Origin of the sequence: Streptomyces sp. NPDC004539, from assembly GCF_040610055.1 — a bacterium.
GTDB lineage: Bacteria > Actinomycetota > Actinomycetes > Streptomycetales > Streptomycetaceae > Streptomyces.
Map to the genome: position 1 here is coordinate 219,514 of NZ_JBEXLS010000015.1, position 20,283 is coordinate 239,796.

At 73.5% G+C, this 20,283-nt stretch carries 14 protein-coding genes and 1 pseudogene; 8 read left to right on the top strand and 7 right to left on the bottom strand.

Translation table 11 applies throughout. The features are described from left to right. Window positions 1-37: 37 nt before the first annotated feature. Window positions 38-1,597 (bottom strand): NAD(P)/FAD-dependent oxidoreductase, encoded by a 1,560-nt coding sequence (locus tag ABZX85_RS29150; protein ID WP_355874679.1) that lies wholly within the window; start codon window positions 1,595-1,597, stop codon window positions 38-40. Between the two features lie 33 nt (window positions 1,598-1,630). On the opposite strand from ABZX85_RS29150, the gene ABZX85_RS29155 reads away from it, so the two are divergent. Beyond that, entirely contained in the window at window positions 1,631-1,993 is a 363-nt protein-coding gene (locus ABZX85_RS29155; RefSeq protein WP_355874681.1) for a hypothetical protein, read from the top strand. A gap of 98 nt (window positions 1,994-2,091) precedes the next feature. After that, window positions 2,092-2,448 (top strand): DoxX family protein, encoded by a 357-nt coding sequence (locus ABZX85_RS29160; protein WP_355874684.1) that lies wholly within the window; start codon window positions 2,092-2,094, stop codon window positions 2,446-2,448. Here the strand turns inward: ABZX85_RS29160 and ABZX85_RS29165 are convergent. Together ABZX85_RS29165 and ispH are read right to left on the bottom strand one after the other, a co-directional pair. Continuing rightward, window positions 2,425-4,038 (bottom strand): class I adenylate-forming enzyme family protein, encoded by a 1,614-nt coding sequence (locus ABZX85_RS29165; protein WP_355874687.1) that lies wholly within the window; start codon window positions 4,036-4,038, stop codon window positions 2,425-2,427. The genes ABZX85_RS29160 and ABZX85_RS29165 overlap by 24 nt on opposite strands. 21 nt (window positions 4,039-4,059) lie before the next feature. Beyond that, window positions 4,060-6,033, bottom strand: a complete 1,974-nt coding sequence (gene ispH, locus ABZX85_RS29170; RefSeq protein WP_355874690.1) for a 4-hydroxy-3-methylbut-2-enyl diphosphate reductase — start codon at window positions 6,031-6,033, stop codon at window positions 4,060-4,062. A 229-nt stretch (window positions 6,034-6,262) separates the two neighbouring features. Between ispH and ABZX85_RS29175 the strand changes: the two genes are divergently transcribed. The 6 genes and pseudogenes from ABZX85_RS29175 to ABZX85_RS29200 all read left to right on the top strand — a co-directional run bounded on the left by ABZX85_RS29175 (window position 6,263) and on the right by ABZX85_RS29200 (window position 13,721). Continuing rightward, window positions 6,263-6,802, top strand: a complete 540-nt coding sequence (locus ABZX85_RS29175) for a cupin domain-containing protein (protein ID WP_355874693.1) — start codon at window positions 6,263-6,265, stop codon at window positions 6,800-6,802. Beyond that, window positions 6,799-7,953, top strand: coding sequence for a DegT/DnrJ/EryC1/StrS family aminotransferase (locus ABZX85_RS29180; protein WP_355874696.1), 1,155 nt, complete (start codon window positions 6,799-6,801; stop codon window positions 7,951-7,953). The genes ABZX85_RS29175 and ABZX85_RS29180 overlap by 4 nt, the downstream gene beginning before the upstream one ends. Next, window positions 7,950-9,791 (top strand): annotated as a pseudogene (locus ABZX85_RS29185) (FAD/NAD(P)-binding protein); the annotation flags it as partial. The gene ABZX85_RS29180 and the pseudogene ABZX85_RS29185, both read left to right, overlap by 4 nt. 401 nt (window positions 9,792-10,192) lie before the next feature. Then, window positions 10,193-11,569, top strand: a complete 1,377-nt coding sequence (pcaB, locus tag ABZX85_RS29190) for a 3-carboxy-cis,cis-muconate cycloisomerase (RefSeq protein WP_355874699.1) — start codon at window positions 10,193-10,195, stop codon at window positions 11,567-11,569. Between the two features lie 50 nt (window positions 11,570-11,619). Then, window positions 11,620-12,714: a type III polyketide synthase gene (locus ABZX85_RS29195; RefSeq protein ID WP_355874746.1), complete on the top strand. Its 1,095-nt coding sequence runs from the start codon at window positions 11,620-11,622 to the stop codon at window positions 12,712-12,714. Further along, entirely contained in the window at window positions 12,711-13,721 is a 1,011-nt protein-coding gene (locus ABZX85_RS29200) for a methyltransferase (protein ID WP_355874702.1), read from the top strand. The genes ABZX85_RS29195 and ABZX85_RS29200 overlap by 4 nt, the downstream gene beginning before the upstream one ends. 45 nt (window positions 13,722-13,766) lie before the next feature. Here ABZX85_RS29200 and ABZX85_RS29205 read toward each other — a convergent pair whose 3' ends face one another. The 4 genes from ABZX85_RS29205 to ABZX85_RS29220 all read right to left on the bottom strand — a co-directional run bounded on the left by ABZX85_RS29205 (window position 13,767) and on the right by ABZX85_RS29220 (window position 20,269). Then, window positions 13,767-14,819, bottom strand: a complete 1,053-nt coding sequence (locus ABZX85_RS29205) for an AfsR/SARP family transcriptional regulator (RefSeq protein WP_355874704.1) — start codon at window positions 14,817-14,819, stop codon at window positions 13,767-13,769. Between the two features lie 86 nt (window positions 14,820-14,905). After that, window positions 14,906-17,017 (bottom strand): MMPL family transporter, encoded by a 2,112-nt coding sequence (locus ABZX85_RS29210; protein ID WP_355874707.1) that lies wholly within the window; start codon window positions 17,015-17,017, stop codon window positions 14,906-14,908. A gap of 46 nt (window positions 17,018-17,063) precedes the next feature. Continuing rightward, the gene (locus ABZX85_RS29215; RefSeq protein ID WP_355874710.1) at window positions 17,064-18,677 is read right to left on the bottom strand and encodes a prenyltransferase/squalene oxidase repeat-containing protein; all 1,614 of its coding nucleotides are present in this window, start codon (window positions 18,675-18,677) and stop codon (window positions 17,064-17,066) included. Window positions 18,678-18,751: 74 nt separating this feature from the next. Then, complete coding sequence (locus tag ABZX85_RS29220) at window positions 18,752-20,269, bottom strand: FAD-binding oxidoreductase (protein ID WP_355874713.1); 1,518 nt, start codon at window positions 20,267-20,269, stop codon at window positions 18,752-18,754. Window positions 20,270-20,283: the final 14 nt, after the last annotated feature.

Consider the following 20,283-nt stretch of genomic DNA (forward strand, 5'->3'; position numbering starts at 1 on the left):
GACGGTCGTCCGAGGGAAGAGGTTTTCTGATGGATCGTCAGATCTGCTGTTCCAGTACGGCCATGGCGGCGTTGTGACCCGGTACGCCGCTCACCCCTCCGCCCCGGATCGCGCCCGCGCCGCACAGGAGGACGTTCTCCTGCGGGGTCTCGACGCCCCAACGGCCCCCGCCCTCCTCGGAGTAGGGCCAGGACAGGGCGCGGTGGAAGATGTTGCCGCCGGGCAGGCGGAGGTCGCGTTCCAGGTCGAGGGGGGTCTTCGCCTCGATGCAGGGGCGGCCGTCGGCGTCGGTGGCGAGGCAGTCGGCGAGGGGTTCGGCGAGGTGGGTGTCGAGTTCGGCCAGGGTGCGCTTCAACAGGGCTTGCCGCGCCGCGTCGTTGTCGTCGCGGAAGAGGCGGGCGGGGGTGTGCAGACCGAAGAGGGTGAGGGTGTGATGGCCCGTCAGTTCCGGGCCCAGGATGGTCGGGTCGGTGAGGGAGTGGCAGTAGATCTCCGAGGGCGGGGCGGTGGGGAGGTGTCCGGCCGCCGACTCGGCGTGGGCGGTGGCGAGTTGGCCGTACCCTTCCGCGATGTGGAAGGTGCCGGCGAACGCCTCGCGGGGGTCGACGGAGGTGTCCTTCAGCCGAGGGAGGCGCTTCAGGAGCATGTTCACCTTGAGCTGGGCGCCCTCGGCGGGCTCGGGCGGGGCGGCGCCCGTCAGTTCGGCGAGGGCCTGCGGGGAGGCGTTCACGAGGACGTGGCGGGCGGTGGCGACGCCCTCGCCGTCGGCGGTGCGGTAGGTGACCTCCGCCGTACGGCCGTCCGTGTCGATCCGGATCGCCTCGTGGCCGGTGGCGAGGACGGCGCCGGCCTCGCGGGCGGCGGTCGCGAGGGCGTCGGTGAGGGCGCCCATGCCGCCGACGGGGACGTCCCAGGCGCCGGTGCCGCCGCCGATGACGTGGTACAGGAAGCAGCGGTTCTGGGCGAGGGAGGGGTCGTGGGCGCCGGCGAACGTGCCGATGAGGGCGTCGGTGAGGACGACTCCGCGCACGAGGTCGTCGGCGAACCGCTCCTCGATCGCCGCCCCGACCGGCTCCTCGAACAGCGCCCGCCACGCCTCCTCGTCACCCACCCTGCGGCGCAGCTCCTCGCGCGTGGGGAGGGGTTCGGTGAGCGTCGGGAACACCCGCCGGGCGACCTGGCCCGTCATGCCGTAGAACCGCTGCCACGCCTCGAACTCCCGGTCCGAGCCGGTGAGCCGGGCGAACGCCTCCCGGGTGCGGCGCTCACCGCCGCCGACGAGGAGCCCGGTGGGTTTCCCGTGGCGTTCGACGGGGGTGTACGAGGAGATGTCCCGCGACCTGACCCGGAAGCTCAGCCCGAGGTCCCGGACGATCTTCTCGGGCAGCAGGCTCACCAGATACGAGTACCGCGACAGCCGCGCGTCCACCCCGGCGAACGGCCGCGTCGACACCGCCGCCCCGCCCGTCCGGTCCAGCCTCTCCAGCACGAGCACCGTCCGCCCGGCCCGGGCCAGGTAGGCGGCGGCGACCAGGCCGTTGTGACCGCCTCCGACGACGACGGCGTCGTACGCGTGTGATGCAGTGTGTGCAGACATGGTTCTTGGTAACACGGGCGGGGGTGCTGGGGCGTGAGCGCGGGGAACGTGCGGCTCGATCCGTATCGGCGGGGTGCGGCGCGGATGATGCTCGACGGGCGGGAGGTCGGGCTGCTGGTGACGCGGGTGGACGTCTGGCGGGAGTACACGGGGTGGCTGTGGCGCAGGCGCGTCACGAGCGAACAGGAGCTGCCGGAGTGGATGGTGTGGCCGGTGGGCACCTCCGGCGTGCTGACCGCCGACGACGGCGTGGTGCGGGGCGAGGACCTCGACGGTGAACTCACCGACTGGTCGGCCGGCGCGTTCCGGCTGCGCGACACCGTGTACGAGCTTCGGTGGCTGCCGGTGAGCCAGGCCGAGCCCGCGCATCGCGAGCACGGCTGGGACGCGGTGTAGTCCGGCGCCGCCCGTGCCGTCGCCTGTACGATCATCGACGCCGGGGGGCATCTCAGAACGGTGCTCAGCAAGATCGTCCTCAAAGATGCGGAGAGAACTTGTCCACCGCTTTCGTGACCATGACCATCGTCGGCGCGGTCTTCAACGGGGCCGCCGCCGTCACGTATCTGATCGGCCATGAGTACCCCAAGACCCAGGCGGACATGAAGGGCATCCCGCGCAAGTACGTCCCGGTCCTCGGGTCGTTGCTGGCGGCGGGCACCGTCGGGCTGCTGGCCGGGCTGGCGGTGCCCGCGCTGGGGACGCTGGCCGCCGTCGGGCTCATCCTGTACTTCGTGGGGGCGATCGTCGCCCACGTGCGGGTGGGTTCCCGGAACATCGTGGGCGGGATCGTCTTCCTCGCCACGGCGGTGGCGATCCTCGTCCTCGGGCTACTCGACCACGGCCCCTGGTAGGCCGGCCGCGAGCCGCCGAGAGAGTTCGACGCGGCGGGTCTTGAGCGTGGCGGTGCGCGGGAGTTCGGCCAGCGGGATCTGGACGGGCTCCGCGAGCTGCGGGTAGCGGGCGGTCGCGGCGTGCCAGCGGCCGAGGTCGAGCGGCTCGTCGTGGTGGGTGCACACGACGGGCACCGCCTTCGCGTCCGGCCCCTGCACGACGACCACCTCGGCGAGTTCCGCCAGTTCGTCGAGGAGGAGGTCCTCGATCTCCAGGTTGCTGCCGACCCCGGGGATCGTGTCGAACTCCCGGTCCAGCATGTGCAGGCAGCCCAGCCGGGTGCGGTAGCCGACGTCACCGGTGCGCCACCAGCCGTCGTTCAGGTTGGCGTCGTACCGCTCCTGCTCGCCGTGGTAGGTCTTCGCGATACCGTCCCAGCGGACCTCGATGAAGCCGGGGTTGTCCTGCGAGGGCCGCTTCCCGTCCCGGCTGACCAGCCGGACCTGGGCGCTGCCCGGCAGCGGGTAGCCGACGCAGCGGCCGTCCATGCGGTGTGCGAACCGGCGGAAGTAGGGGCGGCCGGCGGCGGGGCCGACCTCGCTCTGGCCGTAGATCTGGAAGAACTGCGCCCGCTGCGTGGAGGCGTGCAGCAGCCGGCGCACGGTGCGCGGGTGGATCGCGTCGAAGGTGCTGCTGAAGTACTTGACGGACGCGAAGGGCCGGCGCGCGTCGTCGGCCAGCTCCTCCCAGGCGAGGAACGTGTTGGGCAACGCCTCGATCAGCCAGGGGCGTTGGGCGGCGAAGAAGCGCGCGACGGCGTCCGGGGTGCCGTCGTTGACGAGGAGCGGCGGCATGCCCTGGAGGAGGCAGAGGGACATCGCCGCGAAGGTCCGGGAGTGGCCGAACGGGGTGTGGATCGCGACGGTGCCGCGCCTGCGCATCAGGCCGAGCAGGAAGATCTGCGGGCGCAGCCGGGAACGCATCGTGCGCGGCGTGTGGACGACCAGTTTGGGCAGGCCGGTGGTGCCGGAGGTGTGCGTGATCATCGCCGGTTCGTCGAGACCGCGCAGCACCGGGCGGACCGGCACCGAGCCGTCGAGGGTGGCGAGCGGGACGGCGCCGGGCCCCGCGTCGCCGACGCCGAGCACGCCCCTGGCCAGCTCGTCCAGGTCGACGCCGTCCCCGGTGAGGGAGCGGAGTTTGGGGCCGTCGGTGATCAGGTGGGGGCGGTCGAGGCGGGCGAGGAGGGCGGCGAGGGCCTCGGAGTCGAGGTGCTGGGAGAGCATGACCGGGACCGCGCCGAGGCGTTCGACGGCCGTCGCGAGGAGCCAGAGGTCGAAGTTGGGGGCCTTGCAGATCACGACGTGTCCGCCTCGGCGCACCCCGGCTGCGGCGAGGCGGTTGGCGAAGTCCGCGACATGGACGGCGAGCTGACCGACCGTCAGGTTCCGTCCGGCGTCGGGGAGGACGTCGAGGTCGTGGTCGAGGACGACCGGCATCGCGCCGCGCACGCGGGCCGCCGCCTGCGGGACGACGCCGAGGTAGAGGCCCTGCCGGTGGAGCGCGGCACGGTCCGGTCCGGGGCTCAGCTTGTACAGGAGAGTGCTCATGGCTTGGTCCTCCGGGAGTCGTCAGCGGTCGCGGTAGGCGACCATGTCGGCGAGTTCTTCGAGCCGCAGCCGCCAGGCGTCGGGCAGTCCGGCGTCCGTGAGGGCCGCGCGGGCGCCGACGACGAGGGCGTCGATGCGCTCCTCGACCTCCGCGCGCACCCCGCAGGCGAGCAGGGCGGCGCGCAGGGCGGCCGGGTCCCAGTCGGCGTGCCGGCTCTCGTCGACCAGCCGGGCCACCTCCGGCTCCCTCGCGGCGGCCAGCGCGATCAGCAGGGTCATCTTGTGCTCGTCGAGGTCGAGGCCGGCCGGTTTCCCGGTGACCTCCGCGTCGCCGAACGTGTCGAGGAGGTCGTCCCTCAGCTGGAACGCCTCACCGGCCGCGACCCCGTACGCCTCGAACACGTCGTGCAGTTCGGGGCGTCCGGCGAGGGCCGCGCCGAGGGCGAGGGGGCGGTGGATGGTGTAGCGGCCGGACTTGCAGACGGCGACCCAGCGGGCCAGCGCCGCGTCCGGGACCGCCTCGGCGGCGAGGGCGACGTCGAGCTGCTGGCCGATGATCATCTCGGTGACCAGTTCGTGCCACACCCGCGCCGCCGGCCCGGTCAGCGCGCCCGCGAGCCGGTTCGCGTAGCTCAGCGCGAGATCTCCGGCGAGGATGGCGACCCCCTCGCCGTAGCGGCGGGACTCCCCCGCCCAGCCGCGCCGCGCGTGCAGCTCGGTGTGGGCGGCGTGGGCGGTCGGCGTGCCGCGCCGGGTGGGCGAGTTGTCGATGATGTCGTCGTGGATCAGCGCGAACGCGTGCAGCAGCTCCAGGGCCGCCGCCGCGTCGACGACGGTGTCCTCGTCGCCGTCCGCGCCCGCCGCCAGATAGCCGGTCACGCAGAACAGCGGGCGCAGCCGTTTCCCGCCCGCGTCCACCAGCTCCGCGACGGCCTCGACCGGCACCGCGCCCCGGGGATCGACCGCGCCCCAGCGCGCCCGCTCGGCGTCGAGGAGTTCCCCGATACGCCGGTCGACCCGGTCGAGCAGCCTCGACTGCCGTACGGCGCCTGACTCCTCCACCTCGGGCGGCAGCCGGAACGCCACGTTCTCCACCGCAGTGACCTCCGTCTCGACGTCCGCGAACCCCAGCTCCGCGAGGCGCTCCAGCGCCCGGTCCACCAGCACCTCGGGCACGCTCGCCCCTGCCGTGAGGCCGACCGTGCGGACGCCGGTCAGCCAGCCAGGGTCCAGGAGCGCGGGGTCGGGCAGCAGGCGGGCGGGGGTGCCGGCGGCCCGGGAGACCTCCACGAGACGCAGCGAGTTGCTGGAGTTGGCCGAGCCGACCACGAGGACGAGGTCGCTGCGCCCGGCGATCGCCTTGACGGCGTTCTGCCGGTTCTGGCTGGCGTAGCAGATGTCGGCGGCGGCCGGGCCGGTGAGCCCGGGGAAGCGTTCCTGGAGGACGGCGACGATCTCGGCGGTGTCGTCGACGGACAGCGTGGTCTGGGTGAGGTAGGCGGCGCTGGTGCCGGGCGCGAGGTCGAGCCGTCTGGCCTCGGCGACGTCCGCGACGACGACCGTGCGCTCCGGGACCTCGCCGTACGTGCCCTCGATCTCCTCGTGGTCGGCGTGCCCGATGAGGATCAGGGTGTCGTTGGTGCGGGCGAAGCGCACGGCCTCCTGGTGGACCTTGGCGACGAGCGGGCAGGTCGCGTCGACGACGGTCAGGTCACGCCCGCGGGCGTTGTCGCGGACCTGCGGGGAGACGCCGTGCGCGGAGAACACGCAGACCGCGCCGGCCGGGACCTCCTCCTCCGAGTCGACGAACCGGGCGCCCTTGTCCTCCAGTTCCCGCACGACGTGTTCGTTGTGGACGATCTGCTTGCGGACGTACACGGGCGCGCCGTGGATCTTCAGCGCGCGTTCCACGGTCTCGATGGCCCGGTGCACTCCGGCACAGGCCCCCCGTGGCGCGGCGAGCAGCACTCGCGGCGGTGCGGCGGCGGACTGCATGGTTTCCCCCTCGGGTGGTCGGAGCCGGATTCTGGAATCCGTGCGCACCGCATCCTCGGTGCCGCCCCTTGCCGGGGAATACGCGGCGAGTTGGCCCCGGCTTGGCGGCAAGCGGGCGCCAATCGCGGGCCCAGTGGCCGCCAAGTCGGCGCTGGCATTGTCGCTGGGGAAATCGGCCGCAGGACCGGCCCGGAATTCCGCATTTCCCCTGACACGGAGAGCGACCTCTATGAGCGGTCTGATCGTCCCGCCCGGCCACGGCAGGAAACTCGTCACGAAAGCGCAGGACGTGACGTTCAAAGTCACCGCGGCGGACGGCTCCTCCGCTTCGGTGTTCGAGGTGGTCGTGCCGCCGGGCTTCGACGTCGGCGCGCACGCGCACAGCGAGTCCCAGGAGTTCTTCTACGTCCTGGAGGGCGAGCTGGAGCTGTTCGCGTTCGAGCCCGCCGAGCGGACGGCGGACACCTGGCACGGCTGGGAGTCCCCGAAGGGCGAGCGGCCGGTCCGGGCGGTCGCGGGCAGCTGCATGTTCGTGCCGCCGGGCACCCCGCACGCCTTCCGCAACGCCTCGGACACCCCGGCCCGGATGCTCTTCCAGAGCTCCCCCTCGCCGGACCACGAGCGGTACTTCGAGGAGATCGTCGAGATCTTCGCGGCCGGTCCCGCGGTGGACCCGGAGGCGGTCGAGCGGATGCGCCGGCGCTACGACGTCCAGCAGATCACCCCGCTCCGCTTCACCCCGCCCGCAGAAAGGACGGTCGCCCCATGACCACCCACGACAGCGTCCCCCTCGTCCACGCGAGCCTCGGCGCCCGCGAACTCTCCGCCGTCGCCGAGGTGTTCGCCTCCGGCTGGCCGGCCGGCCAGGGCCCGCGCGGCAAGGCGTTCGAGGCACAGCTGAAGGCGCGGTACGGCGTCGGCGACGCGGTCGCGCTCAGCAACTGCGGCGCGGCGCTGCACCTGGCGATGCTGGCGCTCGGCGTGGAGCCGGGCGACGAGGTGATCGTCGCCGACTACACGTTCCCGGCCCCGGCGCACGCGGTGCGGTACGTCGGCGCGACGCCCGTCTTCGCGGACGTGCGGCCCGACACCGGCACGGTCGACCCCGAGGCGGTGGCGGCGCTGATCGGGCCGCGCACGGCGGGCGTGATCGCCGTGGACACGGTCGGGCTGCCCGCCGACTACGACGAGCTGATGGCACTCGCCGACCGGCACGGCCTGTTCGTCGTCGAGGACGCGGCCTGCGCGGTCGGCGCGACCTACCGGGGGCGGCCGGCGGGCGCGCTGGCGCCGGTGGCCTGTCTCTCCTTCCACGGCCGCAAGGGCGCCAGCAGCGGGGAGGGCGGGGCGCTGCTCGCCGCCGACCCGGTGATCGGCGCGGACGCCCGGCTGCGGTCGTCGTTCGGCATCGGGAGCATCTACGACCAGGCGCAGGTGGTCGGGCTGCCGATCCCGACGTTCACCGACATCGGCTACAACTACAAGCTCTCCGACATCGCCGCCGCGATCCTCCAGGTCCAGCTGGAGAGGGTCGACGACCTCCTGGCCCGCCGCGCCGAGGTAGCGGCGGCGTACGGCGAACTCCTCGCCGACGAGGCCGCCGAGGGGCTCCTGACGCTGCCGTACGTGCCGGACGACCGCACCCACGCCTGGCAGTCCTACCTCGTGACGCTCTCCCCGCGCGTCGACCGGTCCGCCCTCGCCGCCTCGCTGCGCGCCCAGGGCATCGGCTGCGGTCACGGCACCTGGGCGAGCCATCTCCAGCCGGTCTACGACACCGAGCAGAGCTGCCCGGTCTCCGCCGACCTCTTCCACCGCAACCTGGCGATACCGATGCACGCCGAGCTGGGCGACGGCCAGGTCGAGCGCGTCGTGGACGTGCTGCGGGCCGAGCTCAAGAACAACGTCCGCGCGACCTGACAGGAGAGTCCGTGCTTGTCGTCTGTCTTGTCGGAGCGGGGCCGCGCGGGCTGTCCGTCCTGGAGCGGCTGTGCGCGAACGAGCGGAAGTCGCCGGCGCACGGGGCGGTGACCGTGCACGTGGTGGAGCCGTACGCGCCGGGGGCGGGGAAGGTGTGGCGGACGGACCAGTCGCGGCGGCTGCTGATGAACACGGTGGCCTCGCAGGTCACGATGTTCACCGACCACACCGTGACGATGGACGGCCCGGTCGAGGAGGGGCCGAGCCTGTACGAGTGGGCTGCGGCTCTGCCGCCCGGGGCGGGGCGGCTCGGGCCGGACGACTATCCGACGCGGGCCTTCTACGGGGCGTACCTGGAGGACGTCTTCCGTACGGTGCGGGACTCGGCGCCCGCCCATCTGACCGTCGTCGAACACCGCACGCGCGCGGTCGCGCTCGACGACGGGCCGGACGGCACGCAGTCCCTGCGGCTGGCGGACGGCACCGAACTGACCGGCCTGGACGCCGTGGTCCTCGGGCAGGGGCACCTCCCCGTCCGTCCCACGCCCGGCGAGCGGCGTCTCTCGGAGGCCGCCGGGCTCTCCTACTTCGCCCCCGCGAACCCGGCCGACCTGGACCTGTCCGCGATCGCGCCCGGCGAGACGGTGTTCGTGCGGGGTCTCGGGCTGAACTTCTTCGACGTGCTGGCCCTCCTCACCGAGGAGCGCGGCGGCACGTTCACGCGGGAAGGCGGCCGGCTCCGCTATCGCCCCTCGGGCCGGGAGCCGCGCATCGTCGCCGGCTCGCGGCGCGGGGTGCCGTACCACGCGCGCGGCGAGAACCAGAAGGGCCCGTACGGCCGGCACGTACCGCGTCTGCTGACCCTCCCGGCGGTGGCCCGGCTGCACCGGCGGGCCGAGGAGGGCGAGCGGCTGTCGTTCCGCGCCGACCTGTGGCCGCTGATCGCCAAGGAGGTCGAGAGCGTCTACTACGGCACGCTGCTGGCCGCGCGCGGGCGTGAACGCGAGCCGTTCGTACGGGAGTTCCTGGCCGCCCCCGATCCCTCCGCCGAGGCGCGGCTGCTGGACGCCGCCGGGGTCGCGCCGGACGAGCGGTGGGACTGGGAGCGGGTGGCCCGCCCCTGGCGGGGGCGCGAGCTGGGCGACCAGGACGCGTACCGGGCGTGGCTCCTGGAGCATCTCGCGCAGGACGTGCGGGAGGCGCAGGCGGGCAATGTGCGCGGTCCGCTGAAGGCCGCCCTGGACGTGCTGCGGGATCTGCGCAACGAGATCCGGGCCGCCGTCGACCACGGGCGGCTGGAGGGCGGCTCGTACCAGGACGACCTCCAGGGCTGGTACACCCCGCTGAACGCGTTCCTGTCGATCGGGCCGCCCGTCTCCCGGGTGGCGGAGCTGATCGCGCTGATCGAGGCGGGGGTGGTGGAGATCCTCGGGCCCGGCGTCCGGGTGTCGGCCGGCGCCGGTGCCGGGTTCGACGTCGTCTCCGGGGTCGTGCCGGGGCCGCCGGTGCGGGCGACGGCCCTGGTCGAGGCGCGGCTCCCGGAGCCGGATCTCGCCCGTACCGCCGACCCGTTGCTGCGCGGTCTGCTGGAGTCCGGGCGGGCGGCGCGCTTCCGGATCGCCGGGACCTGCGGGACGGAGGTCGCGACGCGGGGGCTGGCCGTCACCGGGCGCCCCTACCGGCTCGTCGACGCGTCGGGGCGCGCCCATCCACGCCGCTTCGCCCTCGGCGTTCCCACGGAGGGCGTCCACTGGGTCACCGCGGCGGGGATACGCCCCGGCGTCGACTCCATGATCCTGGGCGACGCGGACGCGGTGGCACGGGCGGTGCTGGCGCTGGGGCCGACGGGGGCGGGGGGCGCGGCGTCGGGTTCGCCCGGGATGTCGTCGGACACGGCGTCAGGTTCGCCCGGGGTGTCGTCGCACACGGCGCCAGGACCCGCCGCCGAGCCCTCGGGCCCCACCCGGGCACCGCGCACCGAGCCCTCGACTACCGCCCGGACACCGCCTACCGAGGCCCCGGACCTCGCCCGGACACCACCCGCCGAGGCCCCGGCACCCCTCTCCCGCCCCGCGTCTCCCCCTCCCGCCCCGCAGCCGGTGCCCGCGCCGGAACCCCCCACCACCCGGACACCGACCGCCGGCACCCCGGCAGCTCCCCTCCCCACCCCCGCGCCCAGCCCTCACCCCGGCCCCTCGACCGCACCCACACCCCCGCCCCCGACCCTGCGAGCGTCCGCATGACGACCGTTCACGACTCCGGTCTCCTCTCCCCCGTCCGTGCCGGTACGCCCGCCGAGGCGGCCACCTCCGACACCGCCTGGCTTCAGGGCATGCTGGACGCCGAAGCCGCCCTGGCCCGGGCTCAGGCCGCCGTCGGTGTGGTGCCCGTGGATGCCGCGAAGGTCATCACCGAGGCGGCGCGGGCGGAGCGGTTCGACGTGCGCGCGCTGGCCGTGGGCGCGCGGGAGACCGCGAACCCGGTGGTCGGGCTGGTGGGCGCGCTCACGCGGGCGGTCGCCGAGGCGTCGCCGGAGGCCGCCGGGTACGTCCACCACGGCTCGACGAGCCAGGATGTCTTCGACACCGGCGCGATGCTGGTCGCCTCCCGGGTGCTCGTCCTGGTCCACGCCGACCTGGAGCGGACGGCCGCCGCGCTGGCCGTGCTCGCGGTGCGGCACCGGGACACCGTGATGGCCGGGCGGACCCTCGCCCTGCACGCCGTGCCGACGACGTTCGGGCTGAAGGCGGCGGGCTGGCGGCGGCTCGTGCTGGACGCCCGGGACCGGGTGGCGGCGCTGCTGGACGGCGGGCTGCCGTGCTCGCTGGGCGGGGCGGCCGGGACGCTCGCCGGCTATCTGGAGTCGGGTCCGGCGGGCGGCGCCGACGCGCTGCTCGACGCGTACGCCGCCGAGACGGGGCTCGCCCGGCCGCCGCTGCCGTGGCACGCGCTGCGCACCCCGGTCGCGGACCTGGCGGCCGTACTGGCGCTGACCGCCGGGGCCCTCGGGAAGATCGCCGTGGACGTGCAGTCGCTGGCCAGGACCGAGGTGGGCGAGGTCGCCGAGCCCTCGCGCGCGGGGCGGGGCGCGTCCTCCGCGATGCCGCACAAGCGCAACCCCGTCCTGGCGACCCTGCTGCGCAGCGCCGCGCTCCAGGTGCCCGTGCTCGCGGCCGGCGTGACGCAGTGTCTGGTCTGCGAGGACGAGCGGTCGGCCGGGGTGTGGCACGCCGAGTGGCAGTTGCTGCGGGAGTGCCTGCGGCTGGCCGGGGGCGCCGCGCACACGGCCGTCGAGCTGGCCGAGGGTCTCGTGGTCCGGCCCGACCGGATGCGGGCCAACCTGGCGCTGACCGGCAGCCGGATCGTCTCGGAGCGGGTCTGCTCGGCGCTGGCCCCGGCTCTCGGCAAGGCGCGCGCCCGGGAGCTGCTCACCCGTGCCTCCCTGGAGGCCGACCGCGACGGACGCCCCCTCGGCGCCGTCCTGGGCGAACTCCCCGAGGTGACCGCGCATCTGACGGCGGACCGGATCTCCCGGCTGCTGGACCCCGAGGACTACACGGGCGCCGCCGCTCTTCTGGTGGACGCCGAATGCGACGGCTCTTTTCCCACTCCCTGACGACGGAAGTCACGACCATGTCCGCGATCTTCGAAAGGCGAATGCCGGAGATGCCCATCCTCTGCAAGCCCGCGGTGCGCGTACCGGAATACGTCATCACGATGGAACAGACCCTGGATTTCGCCCGGAAAGCACACGCGGGAAAACCTCAGCTCCCGCTCGCGCTCCGGCTGATAGAGAACACCGGGGTCAAGAAACGACACCTGGTCCAGCCCATAGAGAAGACGTTGTCCCACCCCGGTTTCGAGGAACGCAACCGTATCTACGAGATGGAGTCGAAGAAGCGCTGCCCGGACGCGATCGAGGAGGCTCTGGCGAACGCGCTGCTGCGGGCCGAGGACATCGACGCGATCGTCTACGTGTCGTGCACCGGCTTCATGATGCCGTCGCTGACGGCCTGGCTGATCAACACGATGGGTCTGCGGTACGACACCCGGCAGCTGCCCATCGCCCAGCTGGGCTGCGCGGCGGGCGGGGCGGCGATCAACCGGGCGCACGACTTCTGCGTGGCGCACCCGGACAGCAACGTGCTGATCGTGTCCTGCGAACTGTGCTCGCTGTGCTACCAGCCGGACGCCGACGACATCGGCTCGCTACTGTCGGACGGCCTGTTCGGGGACGCGGTCGCGGCGGCCGTCGTGCGCGGCGGGGGCGGGCCCGGTGTCACGGGTGTCCAACTGGCCCGCAACGCCTCGTACTTGATCCCGAACACGGAGGACTGGATCTCGTACGCGGTGCGGGACACCGGCTTCCACTTCCAGCTCGACCGCCGGGTGCCGGGCACCATGGAGCCGCTCGCGCCGGTCCTCAAGGACCTCGCGGCCGGTCACGGCTGGGACGCCGGGGACCTCGACTTCTACGTCATCCACGCGGGCGGCCCCCGCATCCTGGACGACCTCGCGAAGTACCTCGGGGTCGACGGGGCGGTCTTCCGGCACAGCTGGGGGACGCTCACCGAGTACGGCAACATCGCGAGCGCGGTCGTCCTGGACGCCCTGCGCCGCCGGTTCGAGGAGGGCCCGCTGCCCACCGGGGCGACGGGTCTGATCGCGGGCTTCGGCCCCGGCATCACGGCCGAGATGGCCCTCGGCACCTGGGTCGACGGCACGGCCCCTCAGCACCTGTCCTTGGGGAGGACCGCATGAACGACCACGACAACCACGCCACACCCACGTCCGACCGCGTGATGCGGCTGATCAACGGCTACTGGGCGACCGGAGTCCTCGGCACGGCCGCGACGTACGACCTGTTCACGCACCTGGAGGACGGCGTCGGCACCCCCGAGGAGCTGGCCGGGCGCGCCGGGATCGCGGTGCGCGGGGCGCGGGCCCTGCTGGACGGGCTGGTCGCGCTGGAGCTGGTCGAGGTGGCCGGCGGGCGTTACCGCAACTCCCGGGAGGCGTCGGCGTTCCTGGTCTCGGGCAGGCCCGCGTCGCTGGCGGCGTTCGCGCGCCTCAAGATGGGCCACCTGGGGTCGCTGGCCGCGCTGCCGGACGTCGTGAAGGCGGGCGGGCCGGTGTCGGACGCGGTGGTGGAGGTCGCCGACAACCCGCACTGGGAGAACCTCGTCCAGGCGATCGCCGCGCAGTCCGTGCCCGTCGCGCACATCGCCGCACGGGAGCTGGGGCTGGCCGACGCCGGGAAGATCTCGGTCCTGGACGTCGGCGGTGGCTCCGGGGTCTGCTCGGCGGTCTGGCTCGGGCTGAACCCGGACGCCCGCGCCACGCAGATCGACTGGGCGCCGATCAACGCGATCGCCCGCCGGCTGCTGGCCGAGCAGGGGGTGGGCGAGCGGGTCGAGCACGTGGACGGCGACTTCCACACCGTCGGCTTCGGGGACGGCGAGCACGACGTCGTCATGTACTCCAACATCGCCCACCAGGAGGGGCCGGAGGACAACAGGGCGGTGTTCGCCCGTATCCGCCGGGCCCTGAAGCCGGGCGGCACGCTCGTCGTCTCGGACTATGTCACCGACGACGAGCGCAGCGGGCCGGCGTTCGCGCTGACCTTCGCCGGGGAGATGCTGCTGAAGAGCCGGCACGGGTCGACCTGGCGGCGCAGCGACTATCACGCGTGGCTGACGGCCGCCGGGTTCGAGGAGGTGCGGTTCGTGGAGACACCGTCCCCGACGACCCTCGTGCTGGCGCGGTGAGGGGCGGTGCGGTGGCCCCCTGGGACGGGCCACCGCACCGGGTGCTCAGGAGCGTTCCAGCTCCGGGGCCTGGCGCAGGATCTCCAGCTCCAGGTGTTGCAGGGCGGGGCTGGGCGAGATGCCGAGGCCCTCGACCATCCGCTTCTGGTGGGCGCGCAGCACCGACAGCGCGTCGGCCTGCCGGCCCGACCGGTACAGGGCGAGGGTGAGGAGTTCGCAGCCGTACTCCCGCAGGGGGTGGGCCTGCGTGAAGGCGACCAGTTCGGGGACCGCCATCTCGTGGCTGCCGACAGCGATGAGGGTGGCGCAGCGTCCCTCGGTCACCGACAGGCGCAGCTCCTCCAGGCGGACGGCCTCGGGGGCGACGTGCGGGGCGCCCGCGACCTCGGCGTACGCCTCGCCGCGCCACAGGGCGAGGCCCGCCTCGAACGCGTACAGGGCGCGCTGCGGATCGCCCCGGTCCAGGGCCTGCCAGCCGGCGGTGGCGTGCTCCCAGAAGCGGTGGGCGTCGACCTCGACGGCCCGGCTGTCGAGGAGGTAGCCGCGTCCGCGCGTGCACAGCACGGTGGCCGGGGTGCGCGGCGCGCGGTGGGGTTCGAGGGCGCGCCGCAGGTTGGCGATGTAGGCGTGCAGCGAGGTGATCGCGGACTGCGGCGGCCGTCCTTCCCACAGCGCGTCGACGAGCGTGTCGACGGAGACGGGCTGGCCGACCTGGCTGACCAGCAGGACGAGCGCCGCGCGCTGCTTGGGCGCCCCGAGGTCGACCCGGCGCCCGTCGACGGCCGCCTCGACGGGGCCGAGGACCCGGAACTCGACGCCGGTGGCGGGCGCGGGCCGGCGCGAGGGCCGTTCCGGGTCCGTGAGCCGCACGCCGGGCCGGTCCGTGTTCGTGTCCGGTCCCGGGCCCCGCGCGCCCGCCCGGTCCTCGCGCCGGGGACCGGTGTCGAGGTCGAGTGCCTTGCTGACGTACTGCTTGAGTGTCTCGTTGGCGCGCCTGAGTTCGCGGACCTCGTGTTCGAGTTCGGCGATGCGCCGCGCACCGGTGCCTTCCGTCGTGGTGTCGCGGCGGTCTTCCCTGTCCCTCGTCTCCGTGTGCATAGATCTCTTGCCCCCGTTGCTGTGAATCCGTGCGTGAGGTGGCCTCCGCCACGGGACCCCGGCGGGGTCGCCGTGGCGGAGGCGGTTCACCTGCCGCTGTAGGCGGGTACCTGCCCGCTCTCGCCCGCCGAGGTGCCGGCGTCGTCGCGGCGGTGGAACAGCTTGCTGGGCCACCACATCCAGCGGCCCACGTCGAGGGTGAGCGCGGTGACGAGCACCGAGCGCACCACGAGCGTGTCGAGGAGGACGCCGAACGCGACAGCGAAGCCGAGTTCGACGGCGAAGACCAGCGGCAGGGAGGCCATCGCGGCGAAGGTGCCGGCGAGAACGACGCCCGCCGAGGTGATGACCCCGCCGGTGGAGGAGAGGCCGGTGAGCGCGGCGCGCCGGGTGCCGTGCAGGGCGGCGTCCTCGCGGACGCGGGTGACCAGGAAGATGTTGTAGTCGATGCCGAGGGCGACGAGGAACACGAACGCGAGCAGCGGGAACGAGGCGTCGGCTCCGGCGAGGCCGAAGACGTGCTCGAAGACGAGGCTGCTCACGCCGAGGGCGGCGCCGAACGACAGCAGGACGGTCGCCATCAGCAGCAGCGGCGCGACCACGGACCGCAGGAGCAGTCCGAGGATGAGCAGGACGACGAGGAGGACGATCGGGATGATCACCTTCGAGTCGCGTGCCGCCGCGTTCTCCGTGTCGACCATGATCGCGGTGGACCCGCCGACCTGCGCGTCCGCTCCCTCGATCTTGTGGACGGCGCTGCGCGCGCGGTCTACGGCGCTCATCGCCGCCTCGCTGCTGGGCTCGTCCTTGAGCTGGGCGAGCAGGACCGCCTCGCCGTCCTTGACGACGGGGTCGCCGACGCCGGTGATCCCGGGCACGGCCGCGAGCGCCGTCCTGACCTGGTCGGCGGCGTCGGCCTTGGCGACGACGTAGACGGGGTCGCCGGAGCCGGCCGGGAAGTGTTCGGCGCGGATCTCCTCGCCGACGGCCATCTGCGGCTTGTTCGTGAACTGGTCCTTGTTGGACAGCCCGGAGGCATTCAGCCCGAGCGCGCCGAGCGCCATCGCGCCGAGCACGACGACCGTCCCGGCCCACACCAGGCGCGGCCGGCCGGCGATGACCTTGCCGACCCGGTCCCAGACGCTCTCCTTGACCTGCGCCTCGGCGCCGTACACGGGTTTCTTCGGCCAGAAGATCCACCGCCCGCAGGCGACGAGGAGGGCCGGCATGAGGGTCGTCATGGCGAGCAGGCCGACGATGATGCCGATCGCGCAGGCCGGGCCCATGCCCTTGGTGGAGTTGAGGACGGCGAGGGTGAGGAGCATGAGGCTGACGGCGACGGTCGCGGCGCTGGCGACGATCGCGGGCCCGGACCGGTAGAGGGCCTCGGCCATCGCCTCGTGCCGGTCCTCGTGGCGGGCGAGTTCCTCCCGGTAGCGGGAGATCAGCAGCAGCGCGTAGTCGGTGGCGGCGCCGAAGAGGAGGACGACGAGGATGAAGCTGGTCTGTTTGTTGACGACCAGTCCAGCGTTCTCGGCGAGCAGGTAGATGAACGCCTCCGCCGCCATCAGGGCGACCCCGACGGTGAGCAGCGGCAGCAGGGGGAGCAGCGGGCTGCGATAGGTGAGCAGCAGGATCGCGACGACGACCAGGGCGGTGATGGTGGTGAGGGCGCCGCCCCCGCCGAACGCCTTGATGGAGTCGGCGCCGTACCCGGCGGGCCCGGCGACGTGGAAGCCGAGCCCGTCCGCATCCTTCTTGCCGACCTCGGCCATCGCGTCGACGACCTTGCCGAGCCCTTCCCAGCCGGTCTTGTCCTTGCGGACCTGGACGACGGTCTGGAGGGCCTTGCCGTCCTCGGAGACCACCGGGCCCTGGGGTTCGCCCACGACATTGGTGATGGATTTGAACGCGGTGGCGTCGGCGCGCGCCTTGGCGAGGTCGGCGGCGGTGGTCCCGGCGGCCCGGTCGTAGACGACGATCGCGGGGACGGTGTCGGCGGGCATCAGCTTCTGGGCGCGCTCGACGACAGCGGTGGACTCGGCGTTGCCCGGCAGCCAGGCGGAGTTGTCGTTCTCCTCCGCGTCACCGAGCTTCCCGGCGAGCATCAGCGCCGGGACGAGGATCACGGCCCAGATCGCGATGACGACCCACTTGCCCACCCTTCCGCTGGGCAGGGCGGCCAGTTTTCGCAGCATGCGTGTGTCTCCAGTGTTCTGTGGGGGACGGTGTTCTTCTCTGGGCTCACGTGTCCAGGAGGCGGGCCCGGACGTGTCCGAGGGCCAGCAGCACCGGGATGTCGGTGAGCAGGGGGAAGTGGTAGGCGAAGGGGCGTGGTCCGACCATGTCGGGCGGGCCGTCGTAGCCGCCGTCGGCGTTCTGCCGCTCCAGGAGCCAGGTGAGGGCGGCGCCGAGGGCGCGGGGGTCGTCGGCGTGGCAGAGGGTGACGATGCCGTAGGCGGTGCTGATGTCGTCGCTGGGGTCGCCGGGGCGCATGCCCCAGCCGCCGTCGTCGTTCTGGGTGTCGAGGACGGTGCGTTCGACGCGGGCGGCCATGGCGCCGGAGCGCAGGTCGTCGGGGTGGGCTGTGCAGGAGGCGAGCCTCACCCGGAAGAGGCTGTGGAGGCGGCTGCGGCTCCAGCCGGGTTCGAAGCCGCCGTCCGCGTCCTGGTGCTCGGCGAGGAAGGCGAGGGCCTTGGCGCGCTGGGGCGCGGTCTCGGGGTGCGGGCCGAGGGCGCCGACGGCGGCGGCCGTCATGCAGGGTTCGGACGAGGCTCCCGCGACGTAGGTGGGGAAGCCGCCGTCGTGGCCCTGGACGGCGAGGAGGGCGGCGACGCCGGCCCGGACGGTCCCGGCGTGGGCGACGGGGTCGACGGCGTGCAGGAACTCCAGGGCGCAGGAGGTATCGTCGACGTCGTTCTGGGCGACGGCCGGGGACATGGACCAGCCGCCGGTGAGGGGCACGCCCCGGGAGAGGGAGGGCAGGGGGGCGCCGCCGCGTTCGGCGGCGAGGGTGGAGGCCATGCGGCGCAGCAGCGCGAGGTCGGCGCCGGCGGCGTGCAGGGCGAGGCCGCCGGTGGAGGTGCACCAGTTGTGCATCTCCAGGACGAACGGGAAGCCGCCGTCGGGGCGTTGGTGGTTCAGGAGGGTGGTGAGGCCGCGGCGTACGGTGTCGTCGTGGCGGCCGGTGCCGGCGAGGGCGTGCAGCACCAGGAGGTGCATGAGGGCGTAGCCCTCCCAGACGGTGGCGCCGGGGTCGGTGGCGAGCAGGGTGTCGAGGGCGGCTTCGGTGGCCTCGTTGCGGACGCCGAGGGCGCCTGCCAGGATCAGGGTGATCGCGGCCTGCTGGACGGCGGCCCAGGAGTGCAGGGGGTCGGTGGGGACGTGTCCGCCGCCGGGGAGTTCCGCGTCGGCGGGCAGGGGGCAGCCGAGGACCGACAGCACGGCGTACACCATGAGGCGGCGGCGCGTGGAGATGAAGCCGGGCGCGGAGCCGAGGATGTTTGCGGCGAGGGTGCCGGCGAGGACGCTGTTGCCGCCCGCCGCGCGTCCGGCGGCGCCTTCGACGGCGTGGGTGGCGAGGACCAGGTCGAGGGGGTCCGGGGAGTCCAGGTGGCCGCGCAGATAGCCGAGGAGGCGTTCGCGGGCCGGGGAGGCGGTGCCGGTGCGGGTCATGAGGGAGAGAGCGAGGGCGGATTCGAGGACCCGGCTCTCGCACTGTTCGCGTATCGCGCCGTCGTCGTCCGTTCTGGCGCTGATGTGGGCGGTCAGGCGGGCGGTGGCGCGGCGCAGTTCGGCCGGGGTGATCCCCTGGGGCAGGCGCAGCGGGGCCGGGCGCGTGAGGTCCGCGATCTTCATGTCGTGCTCCTGTCTGGTGCGGCCTGGTGGCGGAGGACGGGCCCGGCCCCTCCGAGGGGGCCGGGCGGTGCGGGTCAGCCGATGCTCTGGGCGAACCGGAAGAACCCGTGCGGGTCGTACGTCCGCTTGATCCGGGCCAGCCGTGCGTAGTTCTCGGCGTAGTAGGAGCGCCGCCAGTCGGGCAGCCGGGGGTCGATGAAGTTCTGGTAGGTCTCGCCCTGCGAGTAGGGGTCGATGGCGGCGAACCCGGCGTCGACGTACTCCCAGGCGGCGTCCTTGGCCTCGGTGCTGACGGAGGCGGCGTTGGAGGTGAGGTAGCTGACGGAGAAGAGGCTGTCGCGGTGGACGTAGGCGGTGGCGTCGCGGGCGACGGTGTTGGCCCGGCCGCCGAGCGCGGAGATCTGGAGCTGGCGCATCTGCCCGCCCGCGAACCGGTTGCCGTCGAACGTCTCCAGGGCCTTGGCCCAGCCGTCGCGGGGCATGCCGCGCTCCTTGAAGAGACGGCTGCGCCAGGCGCCGAACGCGGGGCGCTGGATCTTGCCGTCCGGGGAGGTGTCGGCGCGGTGGCACTGCTGCACGGACAGTTCGGAGCACTGGTAGAGCTGCATGAGGATCGCCCGGTAGGGGGCGGTGAACTTCTGCTGGTAGACCGGGGGCCGGCCGACGAGGGAGATGAGGCGGGCGATCTCCGCGTCGAATCCGGCGCCGGTGTCGACGGAGCCGAGGAACACGGACGCGGTCGGCACGCCGCTGGGGCCCGCGTCGGTGAGGGTGACGTTGACGCCGCTGCCGATGGTCCAGGGCGCGTCCGGCAGCCACTGCGTCCAGCCGTCTAGCATGTCGAGGGACTGGTCGAAGGTCCACACGAGGTTGATGGCGGCGACGTTCGTCAGTGGTGAGGGGGTGATGTCGTAGGAGGTGACGATCCCGAAGTTGCCGCCGCCACCGCCGCGCAGCGCCCAGTACAGGTCGCTGTTGCACTTCGCGGAGGCGGTGACGGTCCGTCCGTCGGCGAGGACGACCTGCGCGGCGGTCACCTTGTCGGAGGCGATGCCGATGCTGCGGGTGAACAGGCCCATGCCGCCGCCCTGGAGGAACCCCCCGGCGGCGACGGTCGGGCAGTACCCGGCGGAGATGCCGAGCCCGGCGGGGGCGAGGGTGTCGGCGATGTCGACGAGCTGCGCGCCGGGCCCCATCCGGACGGAACTCTCGCCCAGGGTGATGGAGTTGAGCCGCGAGACGTCGATGATCAGGCCCTGCGTGGTGGAGTAGCCGGCCGCGCTGTGGCCGCCGCTGCGGGCGGCGACGGGGATGCCGTGGGCGGCGGCGAAGCGGACGCAGGCGGAGACGTCGGCGGCGGAGGCGCAGTAGGCGACCGCCTGGGGGGCCGCGCTGTCGAACTGGACCTGGTAGAGCTGCTTGGCGCGCTGGTAGTCGGCGTCGGCGGGGAGCACGAGGCGTCCCTGGAGCCGGTCGGCGAGCTTGCCCCAACGGCCGCCGACGGTGGGCGACTTGGGCTGGGCGGCACCGGTGAGGGCCGTCACGGTGAGGGCGGCGCCGCCGGCGGCGAGGAAGGACCTTCTGTCGATCATGGTGTTTCTTCCGT